The organism is Streptomyces sp. R818 (assembly GCF_056172735.1).
Genome location: NZ_JAOCNE010000011.1, coordinates 299,969 through 323,062 on the forward strand (window position 1 = coordinate 299,969; position 23,094 = coordinate 323,062).

General features: G+C 72.5%; 21 protein-coding genes. 10 read left to right on the forward strand and 11 right to left on the reverse strand.

Going from position 1 to position 23,094, the window contains the following annotated elements; translation table 11 throughout:
• The first annotated feature begins 68 nt into the window (after positions 1–68).
• Complete coding sequence (locus tag N5I75_RS26025; protein WP_476681146.1) at positions 69–1,661, forward strand: GMC family oxidoreductase; 1,593 nt, start codon at positions 69–71, stop codon at positions 1,659–1,661.
• A gap of 6 nt (positions 1,662–1,667) precedes the next feature.
• Here the strand turns inward: N5I75_RS26025 and N5I75_RS26030 are convergent, their stop codons facing one another.
• Positions 1,668–2,888: a glycoside hydrolase family 64 protein gene (locus N5I75_RS26030; RefSeq protein ID WP_476681148.1), complete on the reverse strand. Its 1,221-nt coding sequence runs from the start codon at positions 2,886–2,888 to the stop codon at positions 1,668–1,670.
• Positions 2,889–3,152: 264 nt separating this feature from the next.
• Here N5I75_RS26030 and N5I75_RS26035 point away from each other — a divergent pair, with 264 nt between their 5' ends.
• Together N5I75_RS26035 and N5I75_RS26040 are read left to right on the forward strand one after the other, a co-directional pair.
• Complete coding sequence (locus N5I75_RS26035) at positions 3,153–3,944, forward strand: VOC family protein (protein WP_476681150.1); 792 nt, start codon at positions 3,153–3,155, stop codon at positions 3,942–3,944.
• 99 nt (positions 3,945–4,043) lie between these two features.
• On the forward strand, positions 4,044–4,298 hold the full coding sequence (locus tag N5I75_RS26040) for a WhiB family transcriptional regulator (RefSeq protein ID WP_476681152.1): 255 nt from the start codon (positions 4,044–4,046) through the stop codon (positions 4,296–4,298).
• A gap of 34 nt (positions 4,299–4,332) precedes the next feature.
• Here the strand turns inward: N5I75_RS26040 and N5I75_RS26045 are convergent, their stop codons facing one another.
• The gene (locus N5I75_RS26045; RefSeq protein ID WP_476681154.1) at positions 4,333–6,810 is read right to left on the reverse strand and encodes a hypothetical protein; all 2,478 of its coding nucleotides are present in this window, start codon (positions 6,808–6,810) and stop codon (positions 4,333–4,335) included.
• Positions 6,811–6,941: 131 nt separating this feature from the next.
• Here N5I75_RS26045 and N5I75_RS26050 point away from each other — a divergent pair, with 131 nt between their 5' ends.
• From N5I75_RS26050 to N5I75_RS26060, 3 genes are read left to right on the forward strand one after another with little or no spacing between them, the layout of a single operon-like run.
• Complete coding sequence (locus tag N5I75_RS26050; RefSeq protein WP_476681156.1) at positions 6,942–7,490, forward strand: hypothetical protein; 549 nt, start codon at positions 6,942–6,944, stop codon at positions 7,488–7,490.
• A gap of 2 nt (positions 7,491–7,492) precedes the next feature.
• Complete coding sequence (locus N5I75_RS26055) at positions 7,493–8,704, forward strand: sensor histidine kinase (RefSeq protein ID WP_476681158.1); 1,212 nt, start codon at positions 7,493–7,495, stop codon at positions 8,702–8,704.
• Between the two features lie 11 nt (positions 8,705–8,715).
• Entirely contained in the window at positions 8,716–9,390 is a 675-nt protein-coding gene (locus N5I75_RS26060) for a response regulator transcription factor (RefSeq protein ID WP_476681160.1), read from the forward strand.
• A gap of 18 nt (positions 9,391–9,408) precedes the next feature.
• Here N5I75_RS26060 and N5I75_RS26065 read toward each other — a convergent pair whose 3' ends face one another.
• From N5I75_RS26065 to ssgD, 9 genes are all read right to left on the reverse strand, one after another.
• Positions 9,409–10,035, reverse strand: coding sequence for a TetR/AcrR family transcriptional regulator (locus N5I75_RS26065; RefSeq protein ID WP_476681162.1), 627 nt, complete (start codon positions 10,033–10,035; stop codon positions 9,409–9,411).
• A 141-nt stretch (positions 10,036–10,176) separates the two neighbouring features.
• Positions 10,177–11,154 carry an acyl-ACP desaturase gene (locus tag N5I75_RS26070; RefSeq protein WP_476681164.1) on the reverse strand — a complete coding sequence of 326 codons (978 nt, stop codon included), beginning with the start codon at positions 11,152–11,154 and terminating at the stop codon, positions 10,177–10,179.
• Positions 11,155–11,342: 188 nt separating this feature from the next.
• Complete coding sequence (locus N5I75_RS26075; protein ID WP_476681166.1) at positions 11,343–13,004, reverse strand: ABC-F family ATP-binding cassette domain-containing protein; 1,662 nt, start codon at positions 13,002–13,004, stop codon at positions 11,343–11,345.
• A 484-nt stretch (positions 13,005–13,488) separates the two neighbouring features.
• Positions 13,489–14,058, reverse strand: coding sequence for a hypothetical protein (locus tag N5I75_RS26080; protein ID WP_476681168.1), 570 nt, complete (start codon positions 14,056–14,058; stop codon positions 13,489–13,491).
• A complete protein-coding gene (locus N5I75_RS26085; protein ID WP_476681170.1) occupies positions 14,058–15,404 on the reverse strand; it encodes a DUF58 domain-containing protein in 1,347 nt (448 codons plus the stop codon). Before N5I75_RS26085 ends, N5I75_RS26080 begins: the two co-directional genes overlap by 1 nt.
• Entirely contained in the window at positions 15,401–16,399 is a 999-nt protein-coding gene (locus N5I75_RS26090) for an AAA family ATPase (protein WP_476681172.1), read from the reverse strand. The genes N5I75_RS26085 and N5I75_RS26090 overlap by 4 nt, the downstream gene beginning before the upstream one ends.
• A gap of 85 nt (positions 16,400–16,484) precedes the next feature.
• A complete protein-coding gene (locus N5I75_RS26095; protein WP_476681174.1) occupies positions 16,485–17,048 on the reverse strand; it encodes a hypothetical protein in 564 nt (187 codons plus the stop codon).
• Positions 17,045–17,947, reverse strand: coding sequence for a DUF4129 domain-containing protein (locus N5I75_RS26100; RefSeq protein ID WP_476681176.1), 903 nt, complete (start codon positions 17,945–17,947; stop codon positions 17,045–17,047). Before N5I75_RS26100 ends, N5I75_RS26095 begins: the two co-directional genes overlap by 4 nt.
• Before the next feature lie 203 nt (positions 17,948–18,150).
• Positions 18,151–18,564 carry a spore wall synthesis regulator SsgD gene (ssgD, locus tag N5I75_RS26105; RefSeq protein WP_476681178.1) on the reverse strand — a complete coding sequence of 138 codons (414 nt, stop codon included), beginning with the start codon at positions 18,562–18,564 and terminating at the stop codon, positions 18,151–18,153.
• Positions 18,565–18,742: 178 nt separating this feature from the next.
• Between ssgD and N5I75_RS26110 the strand changes: the two genes are divergently transcribed.
• From N5I75_RS26110 to N5I75_RS26125, 4 genes are read left to right on the forward strand one after another with little or no spacing between them, the layout of a single operon-like run.
• Positions 18,743–19,882 carry a WD40/YVTN/BNR-like repeat-containing protein gene (locus tag N5I75_RS26110; RefSeq protein ID WP_476681180.1) on the forward strand — a complete coding sequence of 380 codons (1,140 nt, stop codon included), beginning with the start codon at positions 18,743–18,745 and terminating at the stop codon, positions 19,880–19,882.
• 53 nt (positions 19,883–19,935) lie between these two features.
• A complete protein-coding gene (locus N5I75_RS26115; RefSeq protein ID WP_476681182.1) occupies positions 19,936–20,979 on the forward strand; it encodes an ABC transporter ATP-binding protein in 1,044 nt (347 codons plus the stop codon).
• Between the two features lie 40 nt (positions 20,980–21,019).
• A complete protein-coding gene (locus N5I75_RS26120; protein WP_476681184.1) occupies positions 21,020–22,225 on the forward strand; it encodes an ABC transporter substrate-binding protein in 1,206 nt (401 codons plus the stop codon).
• Positions 22,226–22,232: 7 nt separating this feature from the next.
• Positions 22,233–23,087 carry an ABC transporter permease gene (locus tag N5I75_RS26125; protein ID WP_476681186.1) on the forward strand — a complete coding sequence of 285 codons (855 nt, stop codon included), beginning with the start codon at positions 22,233–22,235 and terminating at the stop codon, positions 23,085–23,087.
• The last annotated feature ends 7 nt before the right edge of the window (positions 23,088–23,094 follow it).

Consider the following 23,094-nt stretch of genomic DNA (forward strand, 5'->3'; position numbering starts at 1 on the left):
AGGGGCGGGTGTGGGTGTAGACCCTCCGTAGCAGCTGTACGGGTCGTTGCGTCGCTGAGGGAGTCGGGTTGAGCAAGGATCGTACGTATGACTATGTCGTCGTCGGGGCCGGGTCCGCGGGGTGTGTGGTGGCCGGGCGGCTGAGTGAGGATCCGGGGGTGCGGGTCGCGCTCGTGGAGGCCGGGCCGCGCGACCGGAAGACGGAGATCAGGATTCCGGCCGCGTTCCCGAAGCTGTTCAGGACGGTGTGCGACTGGGACTACCGGACCAGCAAACAACCCGGCCTGGCAGGGCGGGAGTTGTACTGGCCGCGCGGGCGCATGCTCGGCGGGTCCTCGTCGCTCAACGCCATGATGTGGGTGCGCGGGCACCATGCCGACTACGACGCCTGGGGCGAGGCCGCCGGGCCCGGGTGGGCGTACGACGCGTTCGAGCCGTACTTCCGGCGCGCCGAGCGGTGGAGCGGGCCTCGGGGCGGTGACTCCGTGTACGGCGTCGACGGGCCCCTGCACATCTCGCCTCTGCGGCATCCCCACCCCACCACCGGCGCCTTTCTCGCCGCCTGCCGGGCTCAAGGGCTCAACGAGCTGGGCGAGTTGAACCGTGCGGACAATGCCGGGTTCGCCGCCACGCCCGTCAATCAGCACCGTGGGCGCCGCTGGAGCGCCGCCGACGGGTATCTGAAGCCCGCCGCCCGGCGCCGCAACCTCGACGTCTATACGGATGCCCGGGTCACACGTATCGACTTCGACGGCACGCGGGCCGCCGGGGTCGTCGCCGAGGGTGTCGCCGCGGGGACGTTGCGCGCCACCCGTGAGGTGATCCTCGCCGCCGGGGCCATCGGGTCGCCGCAGTTGCTGCAGCAGGCCGGGATCGGTGATCCGGACGAGCTCGCCGCCGCCGGGATCGACACCCGGGTCGCCTCGCCCGACGTCGGGCGGCACCTCCAGGACCACCTGTCGTACGCGGTCACCGTCCGCTGCCCGCGCCCCGTCTCCCTGACCGGCGCGGACACCCCCGCCAACATCGCCCGTTTCCTGCTCGGCGGGCGCGGACCCCTCACCTCGAACGTCGGGGAGGCCGTCGCCTTCATCAAGACCAGGGAGGAACTCGACGCTCCCGATGTGGAGTTGGTGTACGCGCCCGTCCCGTTCGTGAACCACGGGCTCACGCCGCCGACCGAGCACGGGCTCACCCTCGGCGTCGTCCTGCTCCAGCCGCGCAGCAGCGGCCGCATCACCCCGGCCGGCCGCACCGAGCGGCCCCGCATCGACCCCGGCTACCTCTCCGACGCGGAGGGCGAGGATCTGCGGACGCTCGTCGCGGGCGTACGCGCGGCCGAGGAACTGCTCGCCGACGGCGCGTTGCGGGGCCTCCACTCCGGTCCCATGGCCGCGTACCCGGGCGTCGTCGACGACGAGGCGCTGGCCCGCGCCGTCCGCGGCGGCGCCGAGACCCTCTACCACCCCGTCGGCACCTGCCGGATGGGCGCCGACGCCGGCTCCGTCACCGATCCCCGGCTGCGGGTCCGGGGGACGGAGGCGCTGCGCGTCGTCGACGCCTCCGTCATGCCGCGCATCACGCGCGGGCACACGCACGCGCCGACGGTCGCCCTCGCGGAGAAGGCCGTCGACCTGATCCGCGAGGACGCCAGGAGGTGACCGGGGTCAGGAGCCGACGCTCACCGTGAAGCGGCGCGGGTTCCCGTCGTTCGCCGCGCCCGAGACGTCCGGCTGGCCGTCGGGGCGGACGTCGTCGTACGGGAACGCGTAGCCGATCGGGGAGTTGGCGTGCACGACCCGCGACCAGTGGTTGGTCGTGGCGTCCTGGTAGTAGTCGCCGGAGCCCGCGCCGTTCGGCTGGGTCGGGTGCGTGAGCATGATGCTGCGGTTGAACCCGGCGGCGATCCGCGCGAGCAGCGCCTTCTTGTCGTCGGAGTCGGCCGGGTTGTTGGTGAACGGGCCGTGGTTGCAGGTGAAGATGTCCTTCGAGGACGGCTTGGAGAAGGTGTGGCCGCCGTTGAAGGTGAGGGTGTCGCCGCTGACCCGGCCGGTGAAGACACCGCGGCCGCCCTGGAGGTCGATCTTGAGGTCGGTGGAGCGGTACTTGTCCCAGACCCGGTCGATGTAGCCGTTCCACACGTCGCGGAACGGCATCTGGTCGGGCCGGTCGAAGTAGGGCGCCATCAGGTTCTGCGGCGAGATGACGCGCAGGACCTTGCCGTCGCCGCCCCGGATGACGAGCTTGTCCCAGGGCTGCCCGTCCTTGGCGGCCTGCGCGGTGAGGTCGGCCGCGATCTTGTCCACGGCGCCGTTCGGCAGCGGCGCGACGGTGTGCGTGGCGTCGCCCTCCAGGGTCAGCCCGATGGGCAGGGCCGTCACGAGGTCGACGTAGCTGATGTTGGCGTACAGCTGCTGCGTGTTGAAGGTGAACTCGCAGAACGACCAGGTCTTGTTGTAGTTCTTGTCGGTCGGTGTCGCGAACGCCGGTTCGACGAGGCCCGGGCCCGGGTTCAGGAAGAAGTCCAGCGTGGTGTCGCGGACGAAGTAGATCCGCGCGCCGAACATCTGAGGCAGCGTCAGCACCTTGGGCGCGCCGCCCGCCCCGTTCAGCGGGATGGCGCAGTCCACGGGCAGCGGGGTCTGCGGGGCGCTCGGCGACGCGGGGCGGTAGACGCTGCCGTCGGCGCGCAGCAGCACCCAGTTGCCGGTGGACTGCTCATGGCCGGTGACGTAGGCGCGCACCGTGCCGGGCAACGACTTGTTCACCAGCGCCAGTTCACAGGTGGCGGGCGCGGCGCCCGCGGTCCAGGCGGGGACGGTGAGGGAGGCGGCGGCCGTGGCCACGGTCGCTCCGGCGCCGGCGAGGAACATCCTGCGCGATATCACGATCGCACTCCTGAGATGTGGGGGTCGAATGTGGGGGAGACCCACTGTGGGGGAGGCCCACTGTGGCGAGAGGGGCCGCGGCCGTCAAGACTTATGACAGGGAGCGCTCCCGTCGCATGATCCCGTTCAAGGGTTGAACATGAGGGGGTACCGAAGGCATTGGTCCGTACCTTGCCTGGTCAGCGGCGTGCGCGGAGGATTGTCAGTGGGCGGTGCAAGACTCGGCAGTCCACGAAGAAATCCCTCGACGAGGAGGGCACCACCATGATCACGACGGATTCCGTGAACGGCGCGCCGAACTGGCTGGACCTCGCCACCCCTGATCTGGACGCCTCGGTCGCCTTCTACGGCGGCGTCCTCGGCTGGCGGTTCCGGTCGGGCGGGCCCGAGACCGGCGGGTACGGCATGTTCACGCTCGACGGGAAGGCGGTGGCGGGTGCCATGACCGTCACCGCCGACCAGGGCGCCCCGGGCTGGACGGTCTACTTCCGCGCCGCGGACGTCGACGCGGTGGTCAAGGCCGCCGAGCAGGCGGGCGCGACCGTGTACCTGCAGCCGATGGACGTCCTGGACCAGGGCCGCATGGCGATCCTGGCCGACCCGGCGGGCGGGGCGTTCGGCGTCTGGCAGCCCCGGCAGCACAAGGGCTTCGAGCACGCGACCGAGGACGGTGGGCTGAACTGGGTGGAGCTGCACACCAGCGACGTCCCCGCCGCGAAGGAGTTCTACGGGACGGTCCTCGGCTGGGGCACGTTCGACGTGGAGTTCCCGGGCGGCTCGTACACCACGGTCAACCCGGCCGGCACGGACGAGAACGGGATGTTCGGAGGTATCGCCCCGCTGGACACCGAGCCGGGCGAGGCGGCGCTCGACACGCACTGGACGCCGTACATCCACGTGCCGGACGTCGACGCGGCCGCGGCGGCGGCCCAGAAGCTCGGCGGCGCGGTCCGCTCCGCGCCGGAGAGCGTGGCCGGGGTGGGCCGGATCGCCACGCTCACCGATCCGCACGGGGCCGTGTTCGCGGTGATCAAGGGCGATCCGAACCAGACATAGTCGAACCAGACATAGTCGGGGCGGGCGCCCGGCCGCCCGGCGAGCCGCGTTGATCGTTCGTTGATCCCGCGTTTTTCGCCGGGCGGCACTCTCGTCACCATGCACGCGAACACGACCCTCACCCCCACGGCGCCCGCCTGGCAGGAGCAGGCGCTGTGCGCCCAGACCGGCGGAGACTTCTTCTTCCCCGAGCCGGGCAGCTCCGTCCGCGAGGCCAAGCTGATCTGCCGGATGTGCGAGATCCGCCCCGCCTGTCTGGAGTACGCCCTCAGCCACGACGAGCGCTTCGGCGTCTGGGGCGGCCTCTCCGAGAAGGAGCGCCACCACCTCCGGCGCACGCCGCCGCAGGCGTAGCTCAACTCCGCCTGCGGCAGAGGTCACCTCCGCCTCACGCGTAGGTCACCGTGAACTCCCGGGTGCCCGCGGGTACGTGCACGTCGTCGCCGAAACCGCTGACGTCCAGGTCCCGGCCGTCCGCGACCGCCGTGCGGACCGGGCCGAAGCGGCACGGGTAGACGAACCGCACCCCGGGCGGCGCCGACCCGATCCGCACCCGGACCCGCTTCGCCGCCGCCTCGTGCGTGAGCCGGTAGCCGAAGGGCCGGCCGAACAGGGTGGGCGCGTCCTCGACCGCGACCGGCTGCGCGTCCCGCAGCCAGTGCGGGCGCACACCGGGCGCGATGTAGAGATGCGGGTCGCGGTCCTCGTCCGCCTCGAAGAACAGGATGTCGCGGATCAGCAGCAGGTACTCGGCGGCGGCCCAGCCGTGCGGGATGTCGCCCATGTACCAGTGCCGCCCCGGCACCTCGCGGAAGTCCGAGGCGATCGGGAAGGCGTGCTGCTCGTTCCACGCACCGAGCGCCACGGCACGGTCCTGGATGTGCGGGAACGCCGCGTCGACGACCCAGCCGAGCAGCTCGTCGGCGCGCCCCGGGTTCCCGGCCAGCAGATAGGCGTGCGCGAGCTGCATGGTCAGATACGGCCCGTACGCGTTCCACGCCGCCTCGTGCCGGAAGCCGCCCCGCACGAAGTGCGCGTACATCGTGTCCAGGGTGTGCCGCGCGGCCTGGTCGATGTCGTCGCCGAGCTTGTTGCCCATGTGCAGGCGCAGCGGGTGGAAGTAGGCCGCCGCGCCGATCATCGTCGAGTCCAGCCGGCCCACGTCGCCGGGGCCCGTCGGCAGGTACGTCTCCCAGGCGCCGCGCCGCCGCTGCTCGGCGAGGACCCAGCGCATCGACGCGGCCGTCGCCGCCTTCAGATCGTCGAAGGCGCCCCACAGCTCGGGCACCTCGGGCGCGCCGATCCGCTCCGCGAGCCGCGCCGCCTCGTACAGTCCCGCGCAACCCCACAGATCGTCCCAGTAGTGCGGCTTGTCGCGTTCGCCGAGGTGCTCCGCGCTCCAGCCGCTGTGCAGCAGCCCGTAGCCGTCCCGGTTGTCCCGCAGCCAGCGCGCGCCGTCGAGGACGTACGGGGTGTAGAGCCTGGCGCCGAACGCGGCGGCCCGGCCGGAGGTCCGGTCGAAGCGGCCGAGCGCCCACAGCGCCTGCCCGTTGCTGTCCCACTCGCGGTCGTCCTTCTCGTGCGGGCCGCCGTAGAAGCCGTACTCGGCGCACGGGCCGATCCGCCCGCCGCCCCGGTTGAACCTCAGCGGGTAGTGCGTGCCCAGCTGATGTCCGGCGAGCGCGGAGTCGCCGACGAGCGAGCACGCCGTCGCCTCCACCGACGAGTCCCGGATCCAGAACGAGTCGTACACGGTCGGGCCCGGATGGATCTCGCCGAGGTCGGAGAGGATGAGCAGCTCGGAGCGTGCCTGCCGGAAGAGGTCCGTCAAGTGGGCCACCGGGCGCGGGAGTTCGGGCTGCACGCCCTGGCGCAGGAGTTTCTCCGTCCAGAAGTCCCGGTTGCCGCCCTCCAGTTCGTCGGCCGGGGTCGCGCGCAGCTCGGCCAGGTCGTCGGAGCCGCTGTACAGGTCGACGGGGAGCCGGACGTCCACCTCCATCAGCTCGTCCTCGACCACCCGGTACGGCCAGCTGAACACCGCGCTGCACAACCCGGCCACCTGGTCCTGCGCCTCCACCGCCCCGTTCAGCTTCCCGGCCGTCACCAGGTCGTGGAACGGGCTGTGCCGCACGTACACGTCCGGGTCCGTGCTGAACTCCGGATTCCCGTACACCCCGTAGCCGTCGGGCGCCGTGTCGAAGACCGGGCCCCAGCCGCTGTTCGTCTCCACCCGCCGCTCGCCGGGCAGGTAGCGCAGGAACGTGAGGCGCCGGTCGGTGATGGTCCGCCCGTTGCGGTCGTGGCGCTGGAAGCCGCTCGGCCCGGCCGGCATCACCGCCGCGCACAGCAGGCCCTCGCGCGCCCGTCCCGTCGGTGAGCCCACGGTCAGGCGGGTCACCACCGCGTCCCGCTGCCGCGCCCCGACCGGCACCGCGAACGTGCGCTGCACGAACTCGACCGCGTCCGCCGTACGGAACCGCGTCAGGACGACCGGCAGATGCGGGGCCTCCATGCGCTGCTCCACCGTCCCGCCGTCCGTGAGCTGCGGCAGGTGCAGCGCGCCCGTCGCCGGGTCGAACAGGAAGAACGACAGGCAGTACTTGTCGTAGACCGGTTCGATCTCCCCGGCCTGCCCGATCAGCGACTCCTGCCGGTGGTCCTTCACCCCGACCATGCCCCAGTACCGGTACAGCGCGTTCGAGGCGAACGCCGCCTCCTTGGAGTCGTACGTCCCCGCGTCGAAGTCGTCGCTCCACCGCCGCATCGCTTGCTGTGCCCACCACGGCACCGGGTACGGCACCTGGGCGCGCCCGGCCCAGCTGCGCCACATGACCTCGTAGAACATCCACTCGTGCGTCTGCGCCATGGAGTCCACCTCCTGCCCGCACCGTGGCACCGTCGAGGCAGGGCGGCTAGGGCCTTTCCCGGGCCATCTCCACCCGGGGTTCCACCCCTGGGTCCAGGCGTCGGAGGCCTTGCCGCAGCAGGCTTGAGCACATGACAACGACCGAGTGGATCACCGACATCGCGCTCCTCCTCATCGTCTTCCGCCAGCTCCGCGAGGGCCGCCTCGACCTCAGGTCCTTCCTGCTCCCGCTGGGCATCGTCGCCTTCGTGGCCTGGTCCTACCTCGACACGATCCCGACCGGGGGCAACGACCTCGTCCTGATCGGCGCCCTGGTGGCGGTCGGCGCGGTCCTCGGCATCGCGGGCGGCATCTACACCCGCGTACGGGCCTCGGGCGAGCACCTGCTGATCAAGGCCGGGGCCGTCTCGGCGACCCTGTGGGTGGTCGGCATGGGCGCCCGGATGGCGTTCCAGCTGTGGGTCGAGCACGGCGGCGCCGACGACGTCGGCCGGTTCAGCGTCACCCACCACATCACCAGCGACCAGGCGTGGGTCGCGGCGTTCGTCCTGATGGCGCTCACCGAGGTGGTCACGCGCCTCGCCACGATCTTCCTGCGGAGCCGGGCCGTACGGGGCCGGACCGTGCGGGCCGCCGGAGCGGTCGCGACGCCCGCGCCGGTCCTCGACCACACCCGCTGACCATGCGTTATGGTGCGGCCGTGCCCGCAACCGAGACCGATCCGCCGCCCGGGGCGACCCCGTCCCGGGCGGCGGGCCCGTGGCAGCTCCCCGGCCAGGACCTCCGTACGCAGTGGGTCGCGACCCTCGGCGTCGTCGTCGCCGGGGCCCTCACCATCCGGCCCATGGGGTTCACCGGCCGCGGCCTCGCCGTCACCGCCCTCTTCGCCGTCAACTGCCTGGCCCTGCTCGCCCGCCGCCTGCCCGAGACCAGGGTGTCCCCGCGGCTCGCCCTCATCTGGCTGTCGCTCGGCGTCGTCGCGGCGGCCGCGCTGATCGCCGTCAGCTCCACCGGCACCGCCTATCTCTTCGCCTTCTTCCTCGCGGGGCACGCCGGATACCGCCTGGAGACGCGCCCGGCCCTGCTCCTCGCACTCGGGTGCAGCCTGCTCTGCGGCGGCGTCCTGTTCTTCCGGCTCGGCCCCGGGTACCACGAACTGCCGTACGTCGTCGGGCTCGTGACCGGCGTCCCCGTCGTGATCGGCGTCGTCAACCGCAGCCGCCACCGGGCGATCCGGGCGGCGATCGAGGCGGCGGAGTCCGCCGAACGCGCGGCGCGCGCCGAGGCCCGTACCGCCGTGCTCACCGAGCGCGGCCGGATCGCCCGCGACGTGCACGACGTCCTCGCGCACTCGCTCGCCGGGATCAACATGCAGCTCGAACTCGCCGACGCCCTCCTCGACACCGGCGACCTCGACCGGGTCCGCGAGGCCAACGGCAAGGCGCACAGCATGGTCAAGGAGAGCCTGAAACAGGCCCAGTGGACGGTGCACGCGCTGCGCGAGGACGCCCTGCCGCTCGTCGGGAGCCTGACCGCGATGGCCGAGTCGTCCGGCCACCGTGGCGCGCTCACCGTCACCGGGACCGTCCGCGAGGTGCCCGCGCGCGTGACGCAGAACCTGCTGCGGATCGCCCAGGAGGCGCTGACCAACGCGGCCCGGTACGCGCCGGGCGGCGAGGTCCGGGTGGAGCTGGCGTTCGCCGCCGCGTCGACGACGCTGCGGGTCGTGAACCGCCCCGCGACCCGCGAGGGCGTGGCCGGGGGCGGCAGCGGCATGGGGCTGATCGGTATGCGCGAGCGCGTCGCCCTGTTGGGTGGCACCATCACGGCGGGGCCCGTCGTCGAGGGGCCGGACCAGGGCGGGTGGCAGGTGGAGGCGGTGATCCCGGAATGAGTGGAACCGGCATGGGGGAACAGGCGGCGCGGAGTGAGCGGTTGAGGGTGGTCGTCGCCGACGACCAGGCCGCCGTGCGGGAGCCGCTCGCCGCGGTGCTCGGCCTGACCGACGGCATCGAGGTGGTCGCCGCCGCGGCCGACGGCACCGAGGTGCTCGCCGCGGTCGCCGGCGCGGGGCCGGTGGACGTCGTCCTCATGGATCTGCGGATGCCGGTCATGGACGGCACCGAGGCGACCCGGCGGCTGAGCGAGGAGCACCCGGAGGTCGCGGTGGTGGTGCTGACCACCTTCGCCGACGACGACTCGATCCTGGCCGCGCTGAGCGCGGGCGCCCGCGGCTACCTCACGAAGAACGCCGGACGGCAGGACATCGTCCGGGCGATCCGGGCGGCGGCCGCGGGGCAGTCCGTGCTCGACCGCGAGGTCCAGGACCGGCTCCTCGCCACGGTCAGGACGGGCCGCCCGCCCGCGCCGGACCCCGGAGCGCTGCCCGCCGATCTCACACCCCGCGAGCGCGAGGTCCTCGGTCTGATCGGCCAGGGCCTGCCGAACCGGGCCATCGCCGAGAAGCTGTTCATCAGCGAGGCGACGGTGAAGACGCACATCAACAACCTGTTCGCCAAGGCGGACATCCGGGACCGGGCGGACGCCGTGCGCCGGGCGATCGCGGCGGGGCTCGCCTGAGCCCCTTCCGGACAGGCGTCAGAGCAGGCTGTCCAGCTCGGCCTCGAAGAGCTGCCCGGGGTCGAACCCCATGCCCGTGAAGTGCCCCGCGGCCTCCAGGGACAGGACACCGTGCAGCCGCGTCCACACGGACAGCGCCCGGTGCAGGGCCGCGGGCGGGGCGGAATGGCCCTTCGCCCATGGCCGGTGGGCGTCGATGTGGCGGTCGAACGGCGCCGCCCCGTTCTCGTGGGTCAGCGCCGCGCAGGCGTCGAGCAGCGGGGCCATGATCTCGGACGCGATGACGGTGATGTCGTCGGGCGCGTGATACCCCGGTACGGGGGTGCCGTAGACCAGGAAGTAGCGGTGCGGGTCGGCGAGGGCCCAGCCGCGCAGCGCCCGCGCGAGGGCGGCGACATCCGTCTCGGTCGCCCGGAAGGTGTCGGCGAGGCTCCGGTACGCGTCCCTGATCAGCTCGGTGATCAGCTCGTCGCGGCCCGCGAAGTAGCGGTAGAGCGCGGGGCCGCTCATGCCCATCCGCTTGGCGATGGCGTTGAGCGAGAGCGCGGAGGCACCTGCCGTGGCGATCTGCTCCCAGGCGTGCTGCTTGATCTCCGCGCGCACTTGGGCGCGGTACCGCTCGCGCGGGGTCTTCGTCTCCGCCATGAGTGAGAAGCTATCACTGAAGTTAATGCTGCCCATAGGGATGCAGGCAGTGACGCCCGCAGGGACGCCCACAAGGACGCCCGCAAGGCCGCCGCGGACGGATCCGCGGCGGCCGGTGTTCCAGGGTCAGGGGTTCAGGGGTCAGGCCTTGGCGGCCCGGGCCGCGAGGCGGGCCTTGCGCGCCGCCAGCTTCTCGTCGAACTTGGCGGCCTCGCTGTCGAGCCCGTTCATGAAGAGGCCCAGCTCCTCCTGGGCCTGGAGGCCCTCGGGGCCGAGCCCGTCGATCTCCATGACCTTGAGGAAGCGGAGCACGGGCTGGATGACGTCGTCGTGGTGGATGCGCAGGTTGTAGACCTCGCCGATCGCCATCTGCGCCGCCGCCCGCTCGAAGCCGGGGATGCCGTGCCCCGGCATACGGAAGTTCACGACGACGTCGCGCACGGCGCGCATCGTCAGGTCGGGGGCGATCTCGAACGCGGCCTTCAGCAGGTTCCGGTAGAAGACCATGTGCAGGTTCTCGTCCGTCGCGATGCGCGCCAGCATGCGGTCGCAGACCGGGTCGCCGGACTGGTGCCCGGTGTTGCGGTGCGAGATGCGGGTCGCCAGCTCCTGGAACGCGACGTAGGCGACCGAGTGCAGCATCGAGTGCCGGTTGTCCGACTCGAACCCCTCGCTCATGTGCGCCATGCGGAAGTTCTCGAGCTTGTCCGGGTCGACGGCGCGCGACGCGAGCAGGTAGTCGCGCATGACGATGCCGTGCCGGCCCTCCTCCGCCGTCCAGCGGTGCACCCAGGTGCCCCAGGCGCCGTCGCGGCCGAACAGCGAGGCGATCTCGTGGTGGTAGCTGGGCAGGTTGTCCTCGGTCAGCAGGTTCACGATCAGTGCGGTCCGGCCGATCTCCGTGACCTGCGACTGCTCCTTCTCCCAGGCCTGGCCGTCCTCGAAGAAGCCGGGGAAGTTACGGGCGTCGGACCAGGGCACGTACTCGTGCGGCATCCAGTCCTTGGCGACCTTCAGATGCCGGTTCAGCTCCTGTTCGACCACTTCCTCCAGCGCGTGCAGAAGGCGTGCGTCGGTCCATGAGGTCGACGAGCCGAGGCGGGGAGAGATGACGGTCACGAGGGCTCCTGGGGGACGGAGGTACAGCGAGCGGTATTACTTACGGTGTCGTAGGTTACGTTGCCGTAGGTTAAGCGCTCGATAAAGGGTCGATGTCACATCCGGTGCCCCGTAAACCGGAGTGAGAGACACGTCACACGGCGCGCCGCGCGCTGTTTCCCTCCGTGCCCCCGTTCCCCGCGCCCCCCTTACGGGGCCTCGGTGTCCTGGAGTGTTCCGTCGAGCAGGAGCCAGCGGGTCACCCCGATCGAATGGAGGAAGGGCAGGTCGTGGCTGGCCACGATGAGCGCGCCCTCGTACGACTCCAGGGCCGAGGTGAGCTGGCGGACGCTCGCCATGTCCAGGTTGTTGGTCGGTTCGTCGAGCATGAGGAGCTGGGGCGCCGGTTCGGAGAGCATCAGCGCGGCCAGGGTCGCGCGGAACCGTTCGCCGCCGGACAGGGTCGCGGCGAGCTGGTCGGCCCGCGCGCCCTTGAACAGGAAGCGGGCGAGACGGGCCCGGATCCGGTTGTTGGTGGCGTCCGGCGCGAACCGTGCCACGTTCTCCGCGACGCTCAGCCCGTCGTCGAGCACGTCGAGCCGCTGCGGCAGGAGACGGAGCGGCACATGGGCCGTCGCCTCGCCCTCCACCGCCGCCAGCTCACCGGCGATGGTGCGCAGCAGTGTCGACTTGCCCGCGCCGTTGCGCCCGACGAGGGCGATCCGCTCGGGCCCGCGCAGCTCGAACCCGCCCCGCACCCGCGCCCCGTGAGCCAGCCGCAGATCGCTCAGGGTGAGCACGGAACGGCCGGGCGGGACGGCGGTGAAGGGCATGTCGACACGGATCTCGTCATCGTCGCGCACCGCCTCGAGCGCCTCGTCGAGACGGTCCTTCGCCTCGCTCAGCTTCTCTTCGTGCAGGATGCGGTGCTTGCCGGCGGAGACCTGGGCGGCCCGCTTGCGCGCGCCCATGATGATCTTCGGCTCGCGCTTGCTGTCCCACATCTTCTGCCCGTACCGCTTGCGCCGGGCCAGTTTCATGTGGGCGTCGGACAGTTCCCGCTTCTGCTTCTTCAGATCGGACTCGGCGGCCCGCACCATGCGCTCGGCCGCGTCCTGCTCGACGGCGAGCGCCTCCTCGTAGGCGGAGAAGTTCCCGCCGTACCAGGTGACTTCGCCGCCGCGCAGATCGGCGATCTGGTCGACGCGGTCCAGGAGTTCACGGTCATGGCTGACGAGGATGAGCACCCCGGGCCACCGTTCGACGGCGGCGTGGAGCCGTCGCCGCGCGAACAGGTCCAGGTTGTTGGTCGGCTCGTCGAGAAGCAGGACATCGGGCCGGCGCAGGAGCAGCGCGGCGAGCCGCAGCAGCACCGACTCGCCGCCGGACACCTCGCCGATGGTGCGGTCCAGACCGATGTGGCCGAGCCCGAGTTCGCCGAGCGTGGCGAGCGCGCGCTCCTCGACGTCCCAGTCGTCGCCGACGACGGTGAAGTGCTCCTCGCGGACGTCACCGGCCTCGATGGCGTGCAACGCGGCCCGGGTCGCCGCGATGCCGAGCGCCTCGTCGACCCGGACCGTGGTGTCCAGGGCGACGTTCTGCGGCAGGTGACCGATCTCGCCGGACACGCGCACGGTCCCGTCGAGCGGGGTGAGTTCACCGGCGATGAGCTTCAACAGAGTCGACTTCCCCGACCCGTTGACGCCGATGAGCCCGGTGCGGCCCGGCCCGAAGGAAGCCTGCAGCCCGTCGAAGACACCGGTGCCGTCGGGCCAGGCGTACGAGAGCCCGGTGACGGCGACGGACGTGGGGCCGTGCGGGTGGGTGTGGCCGGGGGAGGACGATGAGGACGATGAGGACGATGAGGACATGGACATACGGACCTCGCGGTTGCTCGGTGCGAACGATGACGGGTGCAACGCGTTCGAGACACCGCGGGCGGCCATGCCCATGAAAAAGGGCCTGCGGCGGCGCGGGGAGGACGGCTCGGGCCCGGAAGGCCGAGGTCTCGCACGACGACATGAACGCGGCGGCGGCACGTCGGAACAACGACGTGCGCGGCGTGACATGCGCGGTGTCTCAGACCTCAGACGAGCAACGTCCTACTCCGATCGACGACAACAGAACCGCTGTAAACGATAAGAACCGCCTCGACCCCGGTCAACCGATTAACGGTCCGTAGCTGAAACGCAGGGAGCGACCGCCCCGCCAGGGGCGCGGGGAACTGCGCGCCCGGCCACAGCCCACCCGCACCCGCCAACGGCGACCGCCCCGCCAGGGGCGCGGGGAACTGCGCGCCCAGCCACAAACCACCCGCACCCGCCGACGGCGATCTCCCGGCACCTCGAGCCGCGCTCACCGCCCCCGCCGCGCCCCGGCCACCATCCACCAGCCTCCACCCAGCACCACAACGAGCCCCACCACCAAAACCCCCACCGCGCCAACCCGCCCATCCCCCACCCGCCCGGCGGAAACGGTCGCCGCCCAGAACACGAGCCCGGCCCCCAAGACAGCCGCACCCGCCTCGCCCCAGACCCGCCACAACCCTCGCCGAGCCGTACCCCCGACGGACCACGAGTCGCTCAGCACCAGATACCCGACCAGAAGCACCGCCGCGCACACCCCCTGCCACCCGGACACCCCGCCCCCGACCGAGGCGAGCGCCACGCCACCCCCCGCGAGGACCGTCGTCCGATGCCGCACGACCTGGTCGAGCCACCGCGGGGACGCCGCGGTCGGCCGCCGGTCCACCCCGGGCGCCGCCCACACCGCGAACAGCACCGCACCGGCGAACAGCACGGCCCGCACCAGCCCGTGCACCGTCTCCCAGGGCCGCCCCGCGACCACCACGAGGCCGGCACCGAGCACCCGTACAGGCAACGTCCGCACCCCGTACGCGACCAGGGGCCGCCAGGACATCGCCATCACCGCCCTCCCACTCGCCCCGCGAGCAACGGCGCCAGCGCCAGATCCAGCGGCTCCCCGGCGACGTGCCGCAGCACAGGAATCCCGCTGTCCCGCAGAGCGAACCGCATCGCGTCCCGTTCCGCCCGCCAGAGCCGCACCCCCAGCTCGGCCGCCACCTCACCGTCCCGTACCGGAGGATCCCCGCACGGGATCTCGACGACGACAGGCCGCCGCCCCCGGGCCTCCAGATCCCGCAACACCTTGAGCACCCGGGCATCGCTCAGCGGCGTGAACACGTACACGAGCGCGCCTTCGGGCAGCGCCGGGGGCGGTACGCGTTCCAGTCCCGGCGCGTCGAACCGCCGGTCCTTGCGCACGTCGAGGACGCTCTCGACGATGCGGTAGAACGCCGCGTCCCCGGTCGCGGGCCGCAGCCACCGCGTCGTACCGCCGGTCGAGACGACGCCGACGCGGTCGTGGGTGCGCAGATAGGCGCGGGCGAGACCCGCGGCGGCCCTGACCGTCTCGTCGAGGGACGAGACGCCGGTCACCGGGTCGACGACGTCGCCGAACGCGTCGAGGAGCAGCACGGTGTCGGCGGCCCGTTCCGCCGCGAACCGGTGCAGGTGGACGGCGCCCCGCCGGGTCGTGGACGGCCAGTGGATGCGCCGCTGCCGCTCACCCGGCTCCCAGGCGCGTACGCCGATGACCTCGACGCCCTCCCCGGTCTGCGCCGACGTGTGCTCGCCGAGCCGCTGCGGAAGCCGCACCGGGATCGGCGTGAACCGGGACTGCCCGGCGTGCGGGAACACCGAGACCTCCGGCACGTCGACCCGCACGCTGCGGCGCACGGTGCCCCCGGCGTCGTACACGTCGAGGTCGACGGGGCCGAGCGACCAGCGGCCCCAGCGCACGGCCGCGTACCGCAGGACGACGGCGGATCGGCCGCTCGCCACCTCGTCGAGCCGCAGGCCGGGGCCGAGCGTGACGCCGGGGTCGAGGCGGACGGCGCCGCCGTCGTGGGCGACCGCGATCCGGACGGTGACGGTGTCGCCCTCGAAACAGCGCCGGGGCTCGACCGTCACCGCCGTCTCGATCCGGCGCGCGTACGCCGTCGGCAGTGACAGCGCGAGGAGCACCAGCGGCGCGGCGGCGAACGCGAGCAGCACCGGCTTCCCGGTGAGCAGCGCCGCGCCCAGTGCGACGACGGCGACGGTGAGCAGGCGCAGCGCCCGCTCGCCGAGGCGCGGCCCCGGGGACGGCGGCGCGGGCGGCTGCGCCGCCCCGGTGCGCCCGTCGAGGGCGCGCAGCACGGAGGCGGTGGGCCGGGGCGCGGCCGGGGGTGGAGTCGGCGCCGATGTCATGACGGGACGGCGGCCGTGCGCCGGGTGGAGGGCGTCCCGACGGTGTCGACGATCTCGCGCAGCACCTCGTCCGTGGACACCTCGCGCACCCACAGCTCGGGCCGCAACGACACCCGGTGCGCGAGCGCGGGCACCGCCAGCGCCTTCACGTCCTCCGGGACGACGAAGTCCCGCCCCTCAAGGACGGCCCGCGCCCGCGCGAGCTGGATGAGCGCGAGCCCGCCACGAGGCGACGCGCCGATGCTGATCTGCGGGTGCTCGCGGGTGGCACCGACGAGCGCGACGGCGTACGCGAGAAGGTCGTCGTCGATCTCGACGCGCTCCACGACGGACCGCCACGCCACGACGTCGGCGGGGGAGGCGAGGCGGTCCAGGACGGCCTCGGGCGCCGCCCGGTCGACCCGCGCCCGCAGCATGGACAGTTCGTCGTGCGCAGTCAAGTACCCCATGCGCACGCGGAGTTGGAAGCGGTCGAGCTGCGCCTCGGGCAGCGAGTACGTCCCCTCGTACTCCACGGGGTTGGCGGTGGCGATGACCAGGAAGGGGTCGGCCAGCGGGCGCGTCGCCCCGTCCACCGTCACCTGGGTCTCGGCCATCGCCTCCAGGAGGGCTGCCTGTGTCTTGGGCGGCGTCCGGTTGATCTCGTCGGCGAGCAGGAGGTGGGTGAAGACGGGTCCTGGGTGGAAGACCATCTCGCCGGTCCGCTGGTCGTACAGGGAGGCTCCGGTGACGTCCGACGGCAGCAGGTCGGGCGTGAACTGGATCCGCCGGAAGTCCAGGCCGAGCGTGGTCGCGAACGAGCGGGCGAGCAGTGTCTTGCCGAGCCCCGGCAGGTCCTCGACGAGCACGTGGCCACCCGCGAGGACGCCGAGCATCACGAGTTCGAGGGCGTCCGCCTTGCCGACGACGGCGCGGCCGACCTCGCGCAGCACGGCGGCCGCCTGCTCACCGGCCTGCCGGGACGTCAGGGAGGGGGGTGTCGAAGGTGGTGTCACGTCGTTCTTCCGTTCTTCCTCAGGCGACGATCAGGAGGCGATCAGCCGGCGATCGGGCGGCGCTCACGAGACGGTCGGGCGGCTGTCAGGCGGTGGGGCGAGGGCGGGGGGTGTTCAGCGCTTCGAGGCGGTCCACCAGGCGGCGCAGCACCTCGACCGGCACGTCGCCGTCGGGCCCGGTCGCGGGCGTCGCCGCCCCGAGCCACGGCCACAGCTCCGCGCCGATCAGTTCGGCGGCGCGCCCCGGCTGGTGGTCGAGCGAGACGTGGTGGTGCTCGGCGAGCGCGGCGGCGAACAGGCGGCGCAGTTCGGGCCGGAGCACGGCGCGGTAGTAGAGGGCGCCGTCGGGGCCGGTGGCCGTGCGGACGTTGCTCCGCCACTCGCCCATGCCGGGCTCCCGCGCCTGGAGCAGCCGTACGTCGTGGCGGTGCCCGGAGTCGAGGGAGTCCGCCCCGGCGACGTACCGGGCGACGGCGAGCCCGGCGACGACGAGCACGGTCACGACGGCACCGGCCGCGACCGGCCCGTCGACGAGCCACACCAGGAGCACGGCGGAGGCGGCCACGACCCCGAGCAGCGCGAGCAGCCGCCCCATGGACAGAGGGGAGCGCGGGGTCAGGGGGGTCAGGTGGGGCGGGGGCGCGGTCATCCCGTCACCTCCCGGTCGCGGAGCTGCCCGGCGATCTCCTCCAGGGCGTTGGCGGCGGCCGTGCGCTGGGTGTCGTCCATGGGGTGCGAGGAGAAGCGAGCCTCGCGGAACAGGGCGGTGAGCCGCGGCGCCGCCGAGCCCGTCGCACGTCCCGCATGGATGGCGCGGGCGAGTAGATCGGCGGGGCTGTCGGAGGCGTGCCGGGCGACACCGGAGGCGGCGAGCGCCTCCTCCATCGCGGCGTAGCAGGCGATGACGGCGGCCCGCGCGTCCTCGCCCCCGGCCAGCGCCCGGTGCCCGGACCGCACGGCGGAGAGGAGCGCCTGCCGGTCCTGGTCGGCGTCGTCGACCTCGTCGAGTGCGGCGTCGGGCCGCGTCAGGGTCGGGTGCCAGCCGCGCAGCCGCCGTACGAGGACGATCACAAGCACCGTCAGCACGGCGAGGGCGGCCAGGCCGAGCAGGACGTACAGCGGCCAGGAAGGGTCGGAGTTCCGGCCGCTCTCCGGGGGCCGGCCCATGATGCCGGTCGAGACCGGCGGGGCGGTCGGCACGGGAGCCGGAGGTGCGTCGGACGCGCTGTCGCGGGTGAAGCGGTGCAGTACCAGGGCGAGGATCCCGAGCGCCAGTGGCCCCGCGAGCAGGAGCGGGAGCGCCGCCTGGCGGAGCCGTTCCGCGGCCGGGTGGGTCGCCCTGTCGTCCGTGCGGATCCGGCCGCGCAGCCGCTTCGTCCAGGAGGTGATTCCGAGCGCCCAGACGGCGACGAGGCCGACCACGAGGACGCCCCGGCCGCCGAGCGGTCCGGTCCCGGGGGCGAGGAGGCGGTCCTCCGGCCGCAGCAGCAGCGCGGTGACGGCAAGCAGCAGGACGGTTCCGGCCGCGATCAGCGCACCGGGTGGCACAGTCCGTGCCCCGCGCCCGTCCTGCCCCCCGCGCACCATGCAGCCCCCGCCGAACGCCCGCGCGTCCCCCCGGACGCCTGTTTCACCGCATCCTTACATCCGCCGCCGCGCCTGTCACCACATCTGCCTGCACGATGCACGCGGTTCACCCGGGGTTCTGCCGGGCGTCCGCGCTGTGTTCCGTGCTGTGTTCCGCGCTGTGTTCACGCCTGGCGCAGCAGCTCCGCCAGGTCGCTGTCCACGTCCACGTGGAGGGACTCCTCGCCGACCGGGACCAGCGCCTTCGTGCTGGCGAGGAAGCGCTCAAGCTCGCCGGTGCGGATGTGCACGATCGCCGTGCCCTCCATGGCGTGGAACTCCAGGACCGTGCGGTCGTACCCGTACGGCCGCACCCGGACGTCGCCGAGGCCCGCGGGCTCGCGGACGCCGGTCGCGAGCAGTTCACGGGCGAACGTCCAGCAGACGTCGACGCCTTCGAGGGTGGCGGCGGCCGGGAACGACATGCGCACGGCGAACGGGTCGCGCGCGTCGTAGCCGAGGGTCGCGGGGATGCTGGCCATGCGGGGTGCGGCGGCGACGATTCGGGCCTCTACGGCCTGCTCGATGAGGGTGGACAACGCCTGCTCCTAGGGACGACTGCACGGACTACGACGGACGGACGGCCTCACTTGAAGAGACGGCGGAACGGGTAACTCCGTGCACCTGAAGCCGGACGAAAGACGAGTGACCTCTGTCACCGATTTCAATCAGAGTGATCTGGACGCCACCCGGATGGTGGACTACGCTCCCCGCGCCATGACGGATCTGAGGCGTACGGGCATACGGAGAGTCACGGGAATCACGGGGCTCGTGGGGCGTTTGGGGAGGTCGACGGCTGTCGCGGGGGTGGCCGCGACCCTCGCGCTCGGCGCCGCTCCGGGCCCCGCCGCGGCCCACGCGCCCAAGGCGGGCTGGCAGCTGACGGACACGCACACCGACGCCCGCTTCCGCGGCCTCGCCGCCGTCGACCGGCGCACCGCATGGGTCGCCGGATCGAAGGGCACGGTGCTGCGGACCGCGGACGGCGGAGCGCACTGGAAGCAGGTGGCACCGCCCGGCGCGGCCGCGGAGGCCCTGGAGTTCCGCGACATCGAGGCGTTCGACGCCCGCCGCGCCGTGGTCCTCGCCATCGGCGAGGGCGAGGCGTCCCGCATCTACCGGACCGACGACGGCGGCGCAAGCTGGACGGAGTCGTTCCGCAACCCCGACCCGAAGGCGTTCTACGACTGCGTCACCTTCTTCGACTCCCGCAACGGGCTTGCGATGAGCGACCCGGTGGACGGCAAGTTCCGCATCCTGTCGACGCGCGACGGCGGCCGGAACTGGCGCGTCCTGCCCAGCGCCGGGATGGTGTCCGCGCAGGCCGGTGAGGCCGGGTTCGCCGCGTCCGGCCAGTGCCTCGTGGCGTCGGGCCCGAAGGACGTCTGGCTCGCCACCGGAGGCGGCGCGAGCGCCCGGGTCCTGCACTCCCGCGATCGTGGCCTGAACTGGACGGCGACCGACACTCCGATCCCGGCGGGCGACCCGGCCCGCGGCGTCTTCGGCCTCGCCTTCCGCGACCGCGACCGCGCCCACGGCATCGCGGTCGGCGGCGACTACACCGCGGGCAACCCCTCGCCGCAAGCCGCCGCGGTCACCGGCGACGCGGGCCGCACCTGGACCCCGTCGGACCGGCCGCCGCCCGCCTACCGCTCCGGCGTCGCCTGGCTCCCGCACAGCCGCACCGCCGCGCTCGCCGTCGGCCCGACCGGCACCGACCTCACCACGGACGCGGGCCGCACCTGGCGCACCGTGGACCCCGGCTCGTACGACACCGTCGACTGCGTGCGCGACGGCGCCTGCTGGGCGGCGGGGGAGAAGGGGCGCGTGGCACGCCTGGGGCACCGGCGTTCGTAACAGGGCCGTCGGCGGTCTTGTGGGCGTCATTGAAGTGTGCATGATCTACGCGTATGGCCCTGCCCGCGATCGCGCTGCGCGATGTGCACAAGTCCTTCGGTGACGTGCGCGCCGTCGCCGGTGTCGGGCTCGACGTGGCCGAGGGCGAGTTCTTCTCGCTGCTCGGCCCGTCGGGATCCGGCAAGACGACCGTGCTGCGCCTGATCGCCGGGTTCGAGACACCGACGCGCGGCACCGTCGCCCTCGACGGCGCCGACGTCACCCGGCGCGCCCCCTTCGAGCGCGACGTCACGACCGTCTTCCAGGACTACGCCCTCTTCCCGCACATGAGCGTCGAGCGGAACGTGGCGTACGGGCTGAAGGTGCGCGGCGCCGGCCGCCGGGAGCAGGCCGAACGGGCCCGCGCCGCGCTCGCCTCCGTCCGCCTCGAAGGGTTCGGCGGGCGCAGCCCCGCGCAGCTCTCCGGCGGTCAGCGCCAACGCGTCGCGCTCGCCCGCGCCCTGGTCGTCCGCCCCCGCGTCCTGCTCCTGGACGAACCGCTCGGCGCCCTCGACCTGAAGCTGCGCGAGCAGATGCAGGGCGAGCTGAAGGAGTTGCAGCGCGAGGTCGGGATCACTTTCGTGCTCGTCACCCACGACCAGTCCGAGGCGCTCGCGCTCAGCGACCGGATCGCCGTCATGAACGCCGGACGTGTCGAACAGGTCGGCACGCCGGGCGAGCTGTACGAGGCGCCCGCCTCCGCGTTCGTCGCGTCCTTCGTCGGCACCTCCAACACCCTCACCGGCGCCGCCGCCGAACTGATCGCGGGCGAGCCCGGCACGTTCGGCGTACGGCCCGAGAAGATCCGGCTCCTGCCCGACGACGCCGGGGAGGGCGTCGCGGAGACCGGCCACAGCCAGGTGCGCGGCACCGTCGTCGACGCCGTCTACCTCGGCGACACCACCCGTGTCGTCGTCGACACCGACGCCGACACCCGCTTCGTCGTCGTACGGCAGAACCTCGACACGACCGCCTCCGACGCCCTCGCCCTGCCCGGCAGCCGCGTCCTGCTGCGCTGGCACCGACGGCACAACGTCCCACTGCACCACAGGACTTGAGACCGAGCGACCCACGCGATCCGACCGACAGGGAGACCTCGTGCGCGCACACCGAACCCTCATGGCCGCCGCCGCACTCGGCGGACTGCTGCTCGCCACCGCCTGCGGGTCCTCCGGGGACGACGGCAAGGGCGAGCCGGGGGAGCAGGGCTTCACCCCGCCGAAACTGTCCGCGCCCACCTCCCTCGGCACGTCCGAGGGCACGGTCAACCTCATCGCCTGGGCCGGGTACGCCGAGGACGGCTCGAACGACCCGGAGGCCGACTGGGTCACCCCGTTCGAGAAGGAGACGGGCTGCCAGGTCAGCACCAAGGTCGCCGGAACCTCCGACGAGATGGTCAACCTGATGAAGACCGGCCAGTACGACGCCGTCTCCGCGTCCGGCGACGCCTCCCTGCGCCTCATCGCCTCCGGTGACGCGGCCCCGGTCAACACCGACCTCGTACCGCACTACAAGGACGTCTTCCCGGGCCTGAAGATGCAGCCCTGGAACTCCGTCGAGAAGGTGGCCTACGGCATCCCGCACGGCCGGGGCGCCAACCTCCTCATGTACCGCACCGACAAGGTCACCCCGGCCCCCGACTCATGGAGGGCGGTCTTCGACGACGCGCCCGCGCACAAGGGCAGGGTCACCGCCTACGACTCGCCGATCTACCTCGCCGACGCCGCGCTCTACCTGATGAAGACCGAGCCCGGCCTCGGCATCAAGGACCCGTACGCGCTCGACCAGAAGCAGTTCGACGCCGCCGTGAGCCTGCTGAAGAAACAGAACGACAGCATCGGCGAGTACTGGAGCGACTACCTCAAGGAGATCTCCGCCTTCAAGAGCGGCGACTCCGTCATCGGCACGAGCTGGCAGGTCATCGTCAACACCGCGCAGGCGGAGAAAGCCCCGGTCAAGGCCGTTCTGCCGAAGGAGGGCGCCACCGGCTGGTCCGACACCTGGATGGTCTCCGCGAAGGCGAAACACCCCAACTGCGCTTACAAGTGGCTCGACTGGATCGTCTCGCCGAAGGTCAACGCCCAGGTCGCCGAGTACTTCGGCGAGGCTCCGTCGAACAGGAAGGCGTGCGACGAGACCGCCGACGAGCGGCACTGCGCCACCTACCACGCCGACGACGCCGCCTACTGGAAGCAGGTCCACTTCTGGACCACACCCATCCCGCAGTGCCTCGACGGCCGCACCGACGTCAGGTGCGTGCCCTACGCGAAATGGGTGCAGGCGTGGACCGAGATCAAGGGCTGAGGCGGGCGTGAGGAAAATCGGCGGGGCGCTGCACCGCAGCCCGCGGCTGCGGCTCGCCCTGCTCCTCGCCGCGCCCCTGACCTGGCTCGTCGTCGCCTACCTCGGCTCGCTCGCGGTGCTGTTCCTGTCCGGCCTGTGGACCACCGACCCGTTCACCTCCGACATCGTGCGGACCTGGAACCTCGACAACTTCCGCACCCTGTTCACGACGGACGTGTACCGGCAGGTCGTGCTCCGCAGCGTCGGCGTCGCGCTCGCCGTCACCGCGCTGTGCGTCGTGCTCGCGTTCCCGATCGCCTTCTGCACCGCGCGCGTCGCCCGCCCCCGGTGGCGCCCGCTGCTCGTCGTCGCGATCCTCACCCCGCTGTGGGCGAGCTACCTGGTCAAGGCGTACGCGTGGCGCGTCATGCTCGCCGAAGGGGGCTTCCTGGACTGGCTGCTGTCCCCGCTCGGCCTCGACGGGCCCGGCTACGGACTGACCGCCGCCGTCCTCGTCCTGACCTACCTCTGGCTGCCGTACATGATCCTGCCGATCCACGCGGGGCTCGAACGCGTCCCCGACGCCCTGCTCGACGCCTCCGCCGACCTCGGCGCCCGCACCTGGCGGACCTTCCGCACCGTGCTGCTCCCGCTCGCCCTGCCGTCCGTCGCGGCCGGCTCCGTCTTCACGTTCTCGCTCAGCCTCGGCGACTACATCGCCGTACAGATCGTCGGCGGCAAGACCCAGTTCATCGGCAACGTCGTCTACGCCAACATCACGCTCGACCTGCCGCTGGCCGCCGCGCTCGGGACCGTGCCGGTCGTCGTGATCGTCCTGTATCTGCTCGCCGTGCGCCGCACCGGCGCGCTCGGCAGCCTCTGATCCGTCG